Consider the following 12,825-nt stretch of genomic DNA (forward strand, 5'->3'; position numbering starts at 1 on the left):
ACAGAATTTCATAAGGATATAGCCATGGCCTTAGGCAAGTACGATCCGGAAAGCGTTGAGGGGAAATGGCAGCGGGCCTGGACCGAGTCCCGCTGTTTCGAGGTGGAGGCCGACCCGGCCAAGCCCAAGTACTACGTGCTCGAGATGTTCCCCTATCCCTCGGGCAAGATCCACATGGGCCACGTCCGCAACTACTCCATCGGCGACGTGGTGGCCCGCTTCAAGTCCATGCAGGGCTTCAACGTCCTGCACCCCATGGGCTGGGACGCCTTCGGCCTGCCCGCCGAAAACGCGGCCATCAAGCACAACACCCACCCCGCCAAGTGGACCTACCAGAACATCGCCGACATGCGCGCCCAGCTCAGCCGCCTCGGCTACTCCTACGACTGGCGGCGCGAGCTCGCGACCTGCCGACCCGAGTATTACAAGTGGGAGCAGAAATTCTTCCTCAAGTTCCTGGAAAAGGGGTTGGCCTACCGCAAGAACTCCCCGCAGAACTGGTGCCCCGGCTGCAACACCGTGCTCGCCAACGAGCAGGTGGAGGACGGCCTGTGCTGGCGCTGCGACTCGCCCGTCGAGCAGAAGGACATGGAGCAGTGGTTCCTGCGCATCACCGACTACGCCGATGAGCTGCTGAAGGACCTCGAGGGCCTCGAGGGCGGCTGGCCCGAGCGCGTCCTGACCATGCAGCGCAACTGGATCGGCAAGTCCTACGGCGCGGAGCTGACCTTCCAGGTCAAGGATATGGACGAGACCATAACGGTCTTCACCACCCGGCCCGACACCCTGTTCGGCGCGACCTTCATGTCCATCGCGGCCGAGCACCCCATGGTCGAGAAGCTGACCGGGGACGCGGCCAACAAGGACGAGATCGACGCCTTCGTCACCCGCATCCGCAACATGGACCGCATCAAGCGCGGCGCCGACGACCTGGAGAAGGAGGGCGTCTTCACCGGCCGGTACTGCGTCAACCCGGTCACCGGCGTCGAGATGCCCATCTACGTGGCCAACTTCGTCCTGATGGGCTACGGCACCGGCGCGGTCATGGCCGTGCCCGCCCACGACCAGCGCGACTTCGAGTTCGCCGCCAAATACAACTTGCCCCTCAAGGTGGTCATCAACCCCCGCGAGCTGAGCGACAAGGGCGAGGTTCTGGACCCGGCCGACATGCAGGCCGCCTACAGCGACCCCGGCATCCTGGTCAACTCCGGCCAATTCGACGGCATGGAGAACGAGCCTGCCAAGAAGGCCGTCGTCGAGCACCTGGACAAGTCCGGCCTCGGCAAGATGACCGTCAACTACCGGCTGCGCGACTGGAACGTCTCCCGCCAGCGCTTCTGGGGCGCGCCCATCCCGGTCATCTACTGCGACGACTGCGGCGTGGTGCCCGTGCCCGAGAAGGACCTGCCCATCCTCCTGCCCGAGAACGCCCAGGTCCGCGCCGACGGCCGCTCGCCCCTGCCGGAGATGGCGGAGTTCGTCAACTGCGCCTGCCCCAAGTGCGGCAAGCCCGCCCGGCGCGAGACCGACACCTTCGACACTTTCTTCGAGTCCTCCTGGTACTACCTGCGCTACTGCGACCCGCGCAACGAGGACGCCCCGTTCGACCCGGCCAAGGTCGACTACTGGATGAACGTGGACCAGTACATCGGCGGCATCGAGCACGCCATCCTGCACCTGCTCTATTCCCGCTTCTTCACCAAGGCCCTGCGCGACACCGGCTTCGTCTCCACCACCGAGCCCTTCGCCAACCTGCTCACCCAGGGCATGGTCCTCAAGGACGGCGGCAAGATGTCCAAGTCCAAGGGCAACGTGGTCGACCCGGGCGCGATGATCGCCCAGTACGGCGCGGACGCCACCCGGCTGTTCATCCTCTTCGCCTCCCCGCCGGTCAAGGAGCTGGAGTGGTCGGACCAGGGCATCGAGGGCGCGTTCCGCTTCCTGGCCCGCCTCTGGCGGCTGGTGGAGGAGCTGGAGGGGGCGCTGGCCCCGGTCATGCCCGGCTCCTACGCCGAGCCCGGGTCCGACGCGGCCAAACAGCTCCGGTTCAAGGAGCACGACACCATCCGCCGCGTCACCCGCGACATCGAAAACGAGTTCCAGTTCAACACGGCCATCGCTGCCGTCATGGAGCTGGTCAACGAGATCTACGGGCTCAAGGACGACCTTTCCGGCGAGCCCGGCGCGCTGTCCTCGGCGGTAGCCACGGCGGTGACCCTGCTTTCGCCCGTCACCCCGCACATCTGCGAGGAGCTCTGGCGGGCCATGGGTCATGCCGAGCCCCTGGCCGTCCAGGCCTGGCCCACCCACGACGAGGGCGCGCTGGTCAAGGACCAGGTCACCCTGGTCGTGCAGGTGAACGGCAAGGTGCGCGGCAAGTTCGACGCGCCCAACGATGCTCCGCAGGATGTGGTCAAGGCCATGGCCATGGAGCAGGAGAATGTGGTCCGTTTCCTGGAAGGGAAGACGGTGCGGAAGGTCATCGTCATTCCGAACAAGCTGGTGAATATCGTCGTCGGGTAGTGTAACTCCCGTTGTTATTGATGTTGATAATGAAGAGGGCCGCCGGGTGGGCGGCCCTCTTTTTTTGATTTGATGCTGGCGGGAGTGAGGGAAGGAAAGGCCGCCGCCCCAAAGGGGATGGCGGAAAATGTGCTCAGGCCGAGGAGCCGTGCAGGGCCGCGCCCAGCGCCCCGACCATGTCGGGCATGTCCGGAATCAGGATGTCCCTGCCGATCTCGCCGCCGGTGGACCCGGCCAGCAGCGCCCGCACGCACGGGTTGTTGGCCACCCCTCCGCTGAACACCAGCGGAAACGCCAGGTTCACCCGGTTCAGCATGTTCAGCGTCCGCTTGACGATGGCCTTGTGCAACCCCAGCGCGATGGCCTCCGGCCGCTCGCCGCGCGCCATGAGCGAGGTCGCCTCGGTCTCGGCGAAGACCGTGCAGATGGAGCTGATCTCCGGCGGATTGTCGCCCTGCAGGGCGTATTGGCCGAACTCCTCCACCGCGATCTGGAAGACCCCGGCGGTGTACTCCAGGAACTTGCCGGTCCCGGCGGCGCAGCGGTCGTTCATCTCGAACTTGACCACCCGGCCGTCCCGGACCGACATGGCCTTGGTATCCTGGCCGCCGATGTCGAGCACGGTGCGGGCCTCGGGAAAGTGGCTCGCCGCGCCCAGGGCGTGGGCCTTGATCTCGGTGATGGCCGACAGCGGGCAGTCCAGTCCCAGGCGCTGGATGAGGTTGCGTCCGTATCCGGTCCCGACCAAGGAGGAAGGACGCACCCCATCCAGCAGCTTGGAACATTGCGCGAGCGGGTCGAAGGTGGTGGGCAGCCGACGGACCAGGGTCACGGCGCCGTCCTCCACGCCGACCAGTTCGATGGAACGCGAGCCGATGTCGAGCCCCAGGATCAACCGAGGGTCTCCACGAAGGCCTCGACCCGGGTCTTGAGCTGCTCCACGTCCTCCATGGAATAGTCCGTCTCGATGGAGAGCATGGGCAGGCCGTCGGCCGCCAACCGCTTGTCCACCTTGAGGGCCTCGTGGGTGTAGGGCTGGCAGAAGAGCAGGCTGTAGTGGATCACGCCGTCCGCGTGGACCTGCCTGGCCAGGTTGGAGACGTTGTCCAGCCGCTCCGTGTTGGGGGTGAAGCAGGCGCAGTCGATCTTCATGTAGCGGTCGGCCAGGGCGTCGATCATTCCCTCCAGGGTGTCGGCGGACTCGTCCACCAGGTCGCGGGTGTTGCGGGTGCCGATGCACGACTCCTCGCCCACGATGACCGCGCCGGTGCTCTCGACCACGAAGGGGAGCTTCCAGTTGGGCACGGCCATGGGACAGCCGGAAAGAAGCAGCCGGGGCGCGTTCTTGGGAGCCACGCCCTCGCCCCTGGCGATGCGCGCCTCCAGTTCGTCGCAGAGCTCGTTGATCTTGGCCGTGAACCGGACCGGGTCGTCGTAGAAGCTGATCTGGTTGACCAGCAGGGCGTCGCGGCCGGAGATGGGAGCCGGACTGGCCGCGCGCAGGGCGGTCAGGCGTTGCAGGGCCCGGCGCTTTTCGTTGACGAGGCGGATGCCCTCCTTGAGCCGCTCCGGGGTGATGGTCCGGCCGGTCAGCTCCTCCACGGCGCGCAGGCAGCGGAGAATTTCGGCCTTCCACAGCTCGCGGGCCGGGGCGCTCTTGGTCTGGGGCACCTCCATGACGTAGGTTGGCGCGATCTCGTTGAACGCCTCGTAGGCCTTCTTCTTGCCGTCGCAGGTGGTCTCGCCCACGATCATGTCGCAGGATTCGATGTAGGGGCAGAGCCGGGCCATCTTGAAGCCGATGAAGGACTTGATGAGGGCGCAGGTGTTGCGCGGCACAAGCTGTTCGGCCAGCTCGGTCCCGGCGTCGGCTCCGGCGCACAGGCCGACGTGGACGGCCTCGGCCGCCAGCGTGATCTCCTCGGGCACGAACACGCAGAACGAGCCGATGACCTTGCGGCCCAGGGCCTTGGCCTCCTGCAATTCCCTGATGCGCAGCCCGTGCACCTCGGACAGGACGAAGTCAAGGTATTCCGCGCCCTTGAGGCGGCCTTCCTGTGCCAGGAAGATGTCGCCGTAGAATTTGCCCAGGACCGAGAGCAGTGCATCGTGCGCGTTCAGGTCAAGGTCCAGTTTCTCCCACATCGCTTTATGGGCCGAGTCGGTCATGCTTGCTTCCCTCGTGTTGATGCGTTGCGCCGGGGCGCCCCGGCCGGGATTTATTGAGATTGCCTATGGAAAGACGAGGCTATTTTCTATGCGAAACGGCGCGCGGGCGCAACCGCCCCATACTGCCGCAGGCTTTCGCACCTGGCGGCGGTTTTCGGGGCAAACCGGCGCGCCGGTGCTGGACAAGCGGGGCTCGAGTGGCTATTTGACTTTTTTCGGGGGTTGGAATAAACGCCCGCCTTTCCGTGCGCGGCGCGGGGCAATGACGCCCGGCGACGTCCGGTCAGGGATTCGGAGAACAATGGCCACTTTCGATCTGCATTTCCATACCAACATCCACCGTATGCCAGAGCGCGGCAAGCGCCTGCGGTTGCGCAAGATCGCCCGGTACCTGAAACATCTGGACCTGGACTACCTGGCCTCCACCGAGCACGCCTACAAGAAGCCCCTGGAGGCCTACGACCGGCTGGCCGAGGCCACGGCCGACCTGCCCGTTCAGATCATCCCCGGCGTGGAGGCCATCTCCTCCGAGGGGATCGACATCATCTTTCTGTACCGCACGCGCGAGGCCCTGGCCCGCGCCCTGGAGCTGTACCCGACCTTTAGCTGGTCCGTGCGCGACGTGGGCGCCATCTGCCGCGAGACCGACGCCATCTCCATCGTGCCCCATCCCTTCCACATGGGCCGCACCTCGGCGGGCAACATCCTGAGCCGCCGCGCCTACCATCGGCTGCTGGCCATGGTCGACTACGTGGAGATCCACAACGGCTCGGCCATGAACGTGGACAACCGCATCGGCGCGGCCCGCGTGCGGAGCTGCTTCCGCCAGACCCAGGCCAAGCTGGACAAGACCCTGAACCTCCCCTACGAGGACCGGGGCTTCGGGCTGGGGTGGGCCGTGAGCTCCGACGCACACTACCCCGGCGAGCAGTTCGTGGTTGGCGGGACCGGGATGGAGCCTCGCCCGGACGCGGACGTGTTCGACTTCCTCAAGCAGCGGGTGCGTTTCACGCCCCACCTGCTGGAGCAGCCGGACAGCCGCGCCCTGGACGACAACTTCCGCCTGCTGCGCGACTTCCAGTGCGTGCTCAAGGAGGGGCTGGTCAAGGAGTGCATCAAGACCCGCAACTGGACCCAGGCCATGGTCGCCCTCTGCGTGTCCTGGGGCATGCTCCGCCCCTTCTAGCACCGGCAATTTCGATGAAAAAAGCCCCCGCGCGTCGCCGTGCGGGGGCTTTTCCTTGCCGGGGGACCGGGGTGGGCCGTCGGCCCGCTTGTCGCGTCGTCCGCGCCGGAGCGGGAGAAAACGGATTTCGGGGCCGCGCCGCAGCCGCGTGGGCACCGGATGCTACTTGAGCCAGGCGAGCACTTCTTTTTTGCTCGGGGCCTTGCCCACCACCTTGACCTCGCCGTCGATGGCCACGGCCGGGGTGGAGAACACGCCGAACTTGGCGATCTCCTGAAAGTCGGTGACCTTGACGACCTCGGCGTCGACGCCCGCCTCGGCCACGGCTTCCTTGACGGTCTTCTCGGCCTGGACGCACTTGGCGCAGCCGGGGCCCATGACGTGAATTTTCATTTCGGCACTCCTTGGTTAGATGATTGCGTTGAACAGGTAGCCGACCAGCAGGATGCCGCAGGCCACCACGGCGATGAAAATGGCGATGAGGCGCGGCTTGAGAACCTTGCGCAGGATGACCATTTCCGGAAAGGAGAGGGCGATGACGCTCATCATGAAGGCCAGGACCGTGCCCAGGGCCGCGCCCTTGCCCAGCAGGGCCTCCACCACCGGGATGATGCCCGCCGCGTTGGTGTACATGGGCACGCCGATGAGCACGGAGAGCGGCACGGACCACCAGGTGGCCTTGCCCATGATGGCGGCCAGGTAGCCCTCGGGAACGTAGCCGTGGATGGCCGCGCCCGCCGCGATGCCCAGGACCACGTACTTCCAGACCCGGCCCACGATGTCCTTGACGGAATCCAGGGCGTAGGCGAACCGCTGGGTCCAGGTCATGCGCTGGTCGGCCATGGCCGCCTCGCCCGCACGGATGTCGCGCACCCAGTCCTCGATGTACGGCTCAAGCCGCATACGGCCGAGCACCCAGCCCGCCACCACGGCCACCCCGATGCCGGTGGCGAAATACAGGGCCGCCACCTTCCAGCCCAGCAGGCCGTAGAGCAGGACCAGGGCGATCTCGTTGACCATGGGCGCGGAGATGAGGAAGGAGAGGGTCACCCCGAGCGGGACCCCGGCGGTCATGAACCCGATAAACAGGGGCACGGCCGAGCAGGAGCAGAACGGCGTGACCACGCCGAGCAGCGCGGCCAGGACGTTGCCCGCCGACTCCCGCCGCCCGGCCAGCGCGCGCCGGGTCCACTCCACGGTGACGAAGGAGCGCAGGATGCCCACCAGGAAGACCACCAGCAGCAGGAGCATGAGCACCTTGGGCGTGTCGTAGGCGAAGAACTGGACGGCCGAGCCCAGGTGGCTGGCCGGGGCCAGGCCGAAGAGGTCGTAGGTCAGCCAGTTGGAGAAAGGCAGGAGCTGGCTGTACAGTGCGTACCATGCGGCCAGGGCCGCGACGCCTCCCATGAGTTGCAGGGCCATGGACGGGCCCCTCCCGGCCTTCGGGGCCGGGGACGTGGTGCAGGAGCAGGGGGCCTGGTTCGGAAGATCTTTCATGTTCGCGCTCGCTTGGCGTATTCGCCAAATGATTGTTGAAAAAAATTACTTTCCCGCCGCTTCGATGACGGACTCGACGCAGTGGAAGAAGTTCAGGATGCATGGCACCTTGAGCCGGTAGAAGACCTGCTTTCCGCGCCGGTCGTCGGCCACGATGCCCGCCTTCTTGAGCACGCTCAGGTGCTTGGAGACCGTGGACATGTCATGGCCGACCAGGGTTTGCAGGTCGCAGACGCAACGCTCGCCGCGCGAGAGCTCGTCGATCATCATCAGTCGCGAGGGGTGCGCCAGGGCCTTCATCACCTCGGCCCGCTCCTCGAAGCGGCTTTTCAACACGATGTCCTGTGTCGGGGCCATGCCGGTTGCTCCTTTCACTTGGCAACATAGCCAAGTGTTCTCCATTGTCAAGGCCGGCACCGGGGGAAAAAAGGGGGGGCGGCGTTCCGATCGGCCGGGAGATGGCGTCCGGGCGTGGTTTCGCGGCCGCGGGGGAAATATAATTTTATCGTTCGATGGCCCGGTGTATGGTCTGTTGAAATCCCGCCTCGCTCCGGCCTGGGCGGCGGGGTGGGCAGGACCGGAGGCGCCGATGCAATCGCAACCGATGGGGCATGTTTCGCAGGGGGACGACCTGGGTCCCGGCCATCTCGACGGGAGCCGGGGGGCCGACCACCTCGCCAATGGCAAGGGGCCTTCCTTCAGCCGCGTCTTCACCCTGATGCTGGCCGTGTTCTTCCTGGTCCAGGCCGGGCTGGCCGTATTCGTGGCCGTCTGGATCGTGGGCGGCGAGATGGCCTCCATGCGTCTAGAAAGCGTACAGAGCCAGTTGAACGCCCACCGGGACGCCTTCCGGGGCTATGTGGACGACCGGATGGCCCTGCTCGGCGAATACGCGGCCACGGGACGGATCGCGGCCGCCGTCACCGGCGGGCCGGGCGGGGGCCTGGAATCGCTGTTCGCCTCCCTGCCCATGCTTGGCGAAAAGGCGACTTTCTGCCTTCAGGACGCGGCCGGGGGCGTGATCGCGGCCCCGCCCCACCTGGCGGGCCGTCTGCCGCAGGGGAACGATCTTGTCCGGCTGTCCGGCCATGACCGGTCCCTCGGCGTGTTTCTGCCGGACGACGATCCCTCCCTGGCCTGGTGGCGGCTTTCCGTTCCGGTCCTGGCGCATGGGCGTTTCGCAGGGGCGCTTTCCGCCTTCATCCGCATAGAGGCATGCCATTTCCTCTCTGTGCCGGAGGACGGGACCATGAGCGTGGCCATCGTCTGGCGGGGGCGGGTCCTGGATCTGGCCGGGCTGGAACCGGCGGGCGGGCTGACCCTGCGCGTCCAGACCGGGTATCCCGGCATCGAACTGGTGCAGACGGTCAGCCGCAAGCTCCTGGACCGCCGCGTCCGGCACGTGCTGCTGCTCCTCATCGCCGGCCTTACCTGCGGGATGCTCCTGCTCGTCCTGGCCGTGCGCCTGGCCGGCCGGCGGCTGCTCATCATTCCCCACGCCCGGCTGGAGGCCCTGAGCCAGTGCCTGGAGCGGGACATGGCCCGGCGCACCGCCGACCTGGAGCGGCAGGCCGCCCGGCTCTCGCAGGAGATCCGGGAGCGGCGCGAGGCCGAGTCCGAGGCGCGGGAGACCGGGCAGTTGGTGACGGCCCTGCTCGAAGGCATCAACGCCGCGTTCTACGTCCTGAATCCGGCCACGGGCCGGATCGTGCGCGCCAACACGGTGATCCGGGCCATGTTCGGCCTGAAACCGGAGGCCATCATCGGCCTCGACTGCCGGGCGGCCTTTGCCGGGGCCTCCGGGGGGACCCTGCGGCTGCTCTGCCCGGACGCCATCGAGGCCGCCTATGCCGAGGGCGTGGCCAGCCACGCCAGCGGCGCGTCCTTCCCCATGGCCCGCTACCTGGTGGAGCTGGAGATTCGGGGCGAGACCCACATCGGCGTCATCGTCCTGGACATCTCGGAGCGCAAGACCCTGGAACGGCGGCTGAACATCGCCCAGAAGCTCGAAAGCGTTGGCGAGCTGGCCTCGGGCATCGCCCACGAGATCAACACGCCCATCCAATACGTGGGCGATTCCGTCCGGTTCGTGAGCGACGCCCTCACGGACCTTTCGGCCATCATGGCCGTGGGCCGGGAGCTGCTGCGCCTGTGCCGCGAGGAGGGGGGCCACCCGGCCATCGTCCGCACCATCGACGACATGGCGGGGGAGGCGGACCTGGACTTCGTCCTGCGCGAGGCGCCCAAGGCGTGCGCCCGCGCCCTGGAGGGCACGGAGCGGGTGGCGGTCATCGTCCGGGCCATGAAGAATTTCGCCCACCCCGGCGACGGCAGGAAGAAAGGGGTGAATATAAACGAATCGCTTGCCAACACGCTCACGGTAGCCAAGAATGAATGGAAGTACGTGGCCGACGTGGTGGAGGACTACGGGGATATCCCCATCGTCAACTGTCTGGCCGGGGACATCAGCCAGGTCTTCCTGAACATCGTCGTCAACGCGGCCCACGCCATCGGCGACGTGGTGGGAAACTCGGGTGAAAAGGGGACCATCGCCGTGTCCACCCGGGCGGAGGAAGGCATGGTGGTCATTCGCATTTCCGACTCCGGCACGGGCATCCCGCCGGAGAACCGGGACAAGATTTTCGACCCGTTCTTCACCACCAAGGAGGTGGGGCGCGGGACCGGACAGGGGCTGGCCATCGTCCACGACATCGTGGTGGAGCGGCACGGCGGGTCCATCGACGTGGAGTCCGAGGTGGGCCGGGGCGCCACCTTCATCATCACCCTGCCCCCGGAGAGCTAGCGACAAGGATCAGCCATGCAACGAAAGATACTCTTCGTGGACGACGACCAGTCCATACTCGACAGCTTCCGCACCATGCTCCATTTCAAGCGAAAGGAGTGGAGGTGCTACTTTGCGGACAGCGGCCCCGCCGGGCTGGCGATCCTGGACAGGCACCCCATCGACGTGGTCATCGCGGACATGCGGATGCCCGGCATGGACGGCGGGGACTTCCTCAAGGAGGTCGAGAAGCGCCAGCCGGGCGCGGTGCGCATGATCCTCTCCGGCTACTCCGAGATGCAACTGCTGCTCAAGTCGGTCAAGCACGCGCACCAGTTCCTGAGCAAGCCGTGCAGCTCCGATACGGTGGTGGAGACCATCCGCCGCGTGACCGAACTGAGCCACATCCTGAACCACGACGGCGTCCGCCGGGTGGTGGCCGGGGTCGACTCCCTGCCGGCCATCCCGGACCTCTACGTGCGCATCTCCGAGGAGCTGAGCCGTCCCGAGCCTGACCTCAAGCGCCTCGCCGGGCTGGTGGAGCGGGACGTGGGCGTCACCGCCACCCTCATGCGCGTGGTCAACTCCTCCTTCTTCGGTTTCTACGACAAGGTCTCGTCCCCTGCGCGGGCGGTGGTCCTGCTCGGGGTGGAGGCCCTCAAGGGGCTCGTCCTGGGCGAGCACCTGCTGCGCGAGATCAAGGGCGACTCCCTGGCCGGGTACTCCGTGAACAAGCTTTGGGAGCACAGCCTGGAGACCGGCTATTTCGCCAAGGCCATCGCCTCCATCGAGCGGAAGGACGACCAGTTCGTGGAGGATTGTTTCATCAGCGGCATGCTGCACGACGTGGGCAAGCTGGTCCTGGCCACGGAGATGCAGGAGCGGTACGCCGCAGTCCTGGAGCGGGTCCGGACGAACTCCGGCCCGGTCTATGGGGCCGAGGGGCTGGAGTTCGGCGTCTCCCACGCCGAGGTCGGCGCTTACCTGCTGGGGCTCTGGAGCTTCAAGGCCAGGGTGGTGGAGGCCGTGCACGGTCACCACCTCCCGGTCGTCTGCGTCGCGGACTGCTCGGCGACGATGATCGTCCACGCGGCCAACGTGCTGCAACACGAGCTCCGTCAGTATTCCGGGTACACGCACAGCGTGATGGACGAGCCCATGCTGGAGTCCCTGGGCCTGGCCGACCGCATCGGGGCGTGGCGGGAGGCGTGCAAAAAGTATATGGAGAAGGCATGAAGAACGACCGCAAAGTGCTCTTTGTCGACGACGAGCAGAACATCCTCGACTCCTATCGGGCCTCCCTGCGCAGGCGCTACACGGTGGAGACGGCCCTGGGCCCGGGCGAGGGGCTCCGGATGGTCAAGGACAGCGGCCCTTACGCAGTGGTGGTATCGGACCTCAAGATGCCCAAGATGGACGGCGTCACCTTCCTGGCCAAGGTTCAGGAGATGTCGCCGGACACGGTCCGGGTCATGCTCACCGGCCATGCCGACCTCCAGTCCGCCATCTCGGCGGTCAACGAGGGCTCGGTGTTCCGCTTCCTGACCAAGCCGAGCCCCATCGACGAGATGGTCCGCACCCTGGACATCGCCATGAAGCAGTATTCGCTGGTGGTGGCCGAGCGGGAGCTGCTGCGGGGCACGCTCCGGGGCTCCATCCGCATCCTCACGGACATCCTGGGCCTGGTCAATCCCGAGGCTTTCGGACGCAGCGAGCGGGTGCGCCGCCTGACCGCCTACGTGGGCCAGAACATCGGACTCAAGTCCGGGCTCGACCTCGACCTGGCGGCCATGCTTTGCCAACTCGGCTGCATCACCCTGACCGACACGGTGCTGACCAAGGTCTTCACCCGGCAGCGGCTCACGGCCGAGGAGGCGCAGATCTACGCCATGCACCCCTCGGTCACGGCGGGCATGCTGGCCCACATCCCGCGGATGGAGCGGGTCTCGAACATCATCCTGTGCCAGAACGACAGCCTGACGGACAACCCGGCCCTGCCGCTGGAGACGCGCATCCTCAAGGTCTGCCTGGACTATGACGAACTGGTCCAGCAGGGCATGGGCAAGCAGGACGCCATCGACGTGCTCCGCCGCCGGGGCGGGGCCTACGACCAGAAGGCCGTGGACGTGCTGGAGCGCGGCACGGCGGGCGACGAGGGCTATGTGCGGCGTCAACTGAGCCTGGCGGACCTCAAGCCGGGCATGATCCTGGACGAGCCGCTCTTCAGCCTGGACGAGGTCCACCTGGTGGCCGAGGGCACCGAGCTGACCGAGACGGCCCTGCTGCGCATCGCCAACTTCATGAAGGCCAAGCGGCTCCCGGAGCGGGTTCGCGTCCTGGTCCCGGTGGACAGGACCTAGGCTTTTCACGCCACATGCTTCAGGCGGCGGCCCCCGGTCACGGGGACCGCCGTTTTTTGCGGCGTGGGCAGGAGAAGGGAGCGTGGCAAAAGGCCCCGCCGGGGAACCCGGACGGGGCCTTTGCTGCTCGGGCCGCCGACCGGGACTGAATCGGTCGGCGGCCCTGACTGCGGGGAGGTGTAGATCGCGTCTGTCGCGGAGGGAAAAATGTTACTCCAACTCGTCCTTCATGCGGTTGAAGGTTTCGCGGTCGATCTCGCCTGCGGCGTAGCGGCGCTTCAGCACGTCCCGGGGCGAGGGCGCTCCCG

At 66.6% G+C, this 12,825-nt stretch carries 11 protein-coding genes; 5 read left to right on the forward strand and 6 right to left on the reverse strand.

Annotated features, from left to right (window positions below):
* The first annotated feature begins 24 nt into the window (after window positions 1-24).
* Window positions 25-2,523 (forward strand): leucine--tRNA ligase, encoded by a 2,499-nt coding sequence (gene leuS / locus PHP91_RS06310; RefSeq protein WP_300138513.1) that lies wholly within the window; start codon window positions 25-27, stop codon window positions 2,521-2,523.
* Window positions 2,524-2,656: 133 nt separating this feature from the next.
* Here the strand turns inward: leuS and PHP91_RS06315 are convergent, their stop codons facing one another.
* Both PHP91_RS06315 and PHP91_RS06320 read right to left on the reverse strand, forming a co-directional pair.
* Window positions 2,657-3,418, reverse strand: coding sequence for an acyl-CoA dehydratase activase (locus tag PHP91_RS06315; protein ID WP_300138515.1), 762 nt, complete (start codon window positions 3,416-3,418; stop codon window positions 2,657-2,659).
* Complete coding sequence (locus tag PHP91_RS06320) at window positions 3,415-4,692, reverse strand: double-cubane-cluster-containing anaerobic reductase (RefSeq protein WP_300138518.1); 1,278 nt, start codon at window positions 4,690-4,692, stop codon at window positions 3,415-3,417. Before PHP91_RS06320 ends, PHP91_RS06315 begins: the two co-directional genes overlap by 4 nt.
* Window positions 4,693-4,993: 301 nt before the next feature.
* Here PHP91_RS06320 and PHP91_RS06325 point away from each other — a divergent pair, with 301 nt between their 5' ends.
* Window positions 4,994-5,878 (forward strand): hypothetical protein, encoded by an 885-nt coding sequence (locus PHP91_RS06325; protein ID WP_300138521.1) that lies wholly within the window; start codon window positions 4,994-4,996, stop codon window positions 5,876-5,878.
* Between the two features lie 162 nt (window positions 5,879-6,040).
* On the opposite strand, the gene PHP91_RS06330 is transcribed toward PHP91_RS06325, so the two are convergent.
* The 3 genes from PHP91_RS06330 to PHP91_RS06340 are packed head-to-tail and all read right to left on the reverse strand — an operon-like array spanning window position 6,041 to window position 7,732.
* Window positions 6,041-6,271 carry a thioredoxin family protein gene (locus PHP91_RS06330; protein WP_300138523.1) on the reverse strand — a complete coding sequence of 77 codons (231 nt, stop codon included), beginning with the start codon at window positions 6,269-6,271 and terminating at the stop codon, window positions 6,041-6,043.
* 15 nt (window positions 6,272-6,286) lie between these two features.
* Window positions 6,287-7,375: a permease gene (locus tag PHP91_RS06335; protein ID WP_300138526.1), complete on the reverse strand. Its 1,089-nt coding sequence runs from the start codon at window positions 7,373-7,375 to the stop codon at window positions 6,287-6,289.
* Window positions 7,376-7,420: 45 nt separating this feature from the next.
* Window positions 7,421-7,732: a metalloregulator ArsR/SmtB family transcription factor gene (locus PHP91_RS06340; RefSeq protein ID WP_300138529.1), complete on the reverse strand. Its 312-nt coding sequence runs from the start codon at window positions 7,730-7,732 to the stop codon at window positions 7,421-7,423.
* A gap of 232 nt (window positions 7,733-7,964) precedes the next feature.
* On the opposite strand from PHP91_RS06340, the gene PHP91_RS06345 reads away from it, so the two are divergent.
* The 3 genes from PHP91_RS06345 to PHP91_RS06355 are packed head-to-tail and all read left to right on the forward strand — an operon-like array spanning window position 7,965 to window position 12,517.
* Window positions 7,965-10,178 (forward strand): ATP-binding protein, encoded by a 2,214-nt coding sequence (locus PHP91_RS06345; RefSeq protein ID WP_300138532.1) that lies wholly within the window; start codon window positions 7,965-7,967, stop codon window positions 10,176-10,178.
* 15 nt (window positions 10,179-10,193) lie between these two features.
* On the forward strand, window positions 10,194-11,393 hold the full coding sequence (locus tag PHP91_RS06350) for a response regulator (RefSeq protein WP_300138535.1): 1,200 nt from the start codon (window positions 10,194-10,196) through the stop codon (window positions 11,391-11,393).
* Entirely contained in the window at window positions 11,390-12,517 is a 1,128-nt protein-coding gene (locus PHP91_RS06355) for an HD domain-containing phosphohydrolase (protein WP_300138538.1), read from the forward strand. The genes PHP91_RS06350 and PHP91_RS06355 overlap by 4 nt, the downstream gene beginning before the upstream one ends.
* 210 nt (window positions 12,518-12,727) lie before the next feature.
* On the opposite strand, the gene PHP91_RS06360 is transcribed toward PHP91_RS06355, so the two are convergent.
* Entirely contained in the window at window positions 12,728-12,802 is a 75-nt protein-coding gene (locus PHP91_RS06360; RefSeq protein ID WP_300138541.1) for an SHOCT domain-containing protein, read from the reverse strand.
* Between the last annotated feature and the right edge of the window lie 23 nt (window positions 12,803-12,825).

It is taken from the genome of Pseudodesulfovibrio sp. (assembly GCF_028692895.1).
Classification (GTDB): domain Bacteria; phylum Desulfobacterota; class Desulfovibrionia; order Desulfovibrionales; family Desulfovibrionaceae; genus Pseudodesulfovibrio.

Bases quoted from the DNA above. Each gene is read 5' to 3' on its own strand.
- PHP91_RS06355 (WP_300138538.1), top strand. From the start codon at position 11,390: ATGAAGAACGACCGCAAAGTGCTCTTTGTCGACGACGAGCAGAACATC.
- leuS (WP_300138513.1), top strand. From the start codon at position 25: ATGGCCTTAGGCAAGTACGATCCGGAAAGCGTTGAGGGGAAATGGCAG.
- PHP91_RS06325 (WP_300138521.1), top strand. From the start codon at position 4,994: ATGGCCACTTTCGATCTGCATTTCCATACCAACATCCACCGTATGCCA.
- PHP91_RS06340 (WP_300138529.1), bottom strand. From the start codon at position 7,732: ATGGCCCCGACACAGGACATCGTGTTGAAAAGCCGCTTCGAGGAGCGG.
- PHP91_RS06330 (WP_300138523.1), bottom strand. From the start codon at position 6,271: ATGAAAATTCACGTCATGGGCCCCGGCTGCGCCAAGTGCGTCCAGGCC.
- PHP91_RS06335 (WP_300138526.1), bottom strand. From the start codon at position 7,375: ATGAAAGATCTTCCGAACCAGGCCCCCTGCTCCTGCACCACGTCCCCG.
- PHP91_RS06345 (WP_300138532.1), top strand. From the start codon at position 7,965: ATGCAATCGCAACCGATGGGGCATGTTTCGCAGGGGGACGACCTGGGT.
- PHP91_RS06320 (WP_300138518.1), bottom strand. From the start codon at position 4,692: ATGACCGACTCGGCCCATAAAGCGATGTGGGAGAAACTGGACCTTGAC.
- PHP91_RS06350 (WP_300138535.1), top strand. From the start codon at position 10,194: ATGCAACGAAAGATACTCTTCGTGGACGACGACCAGTCCATACTCGAC.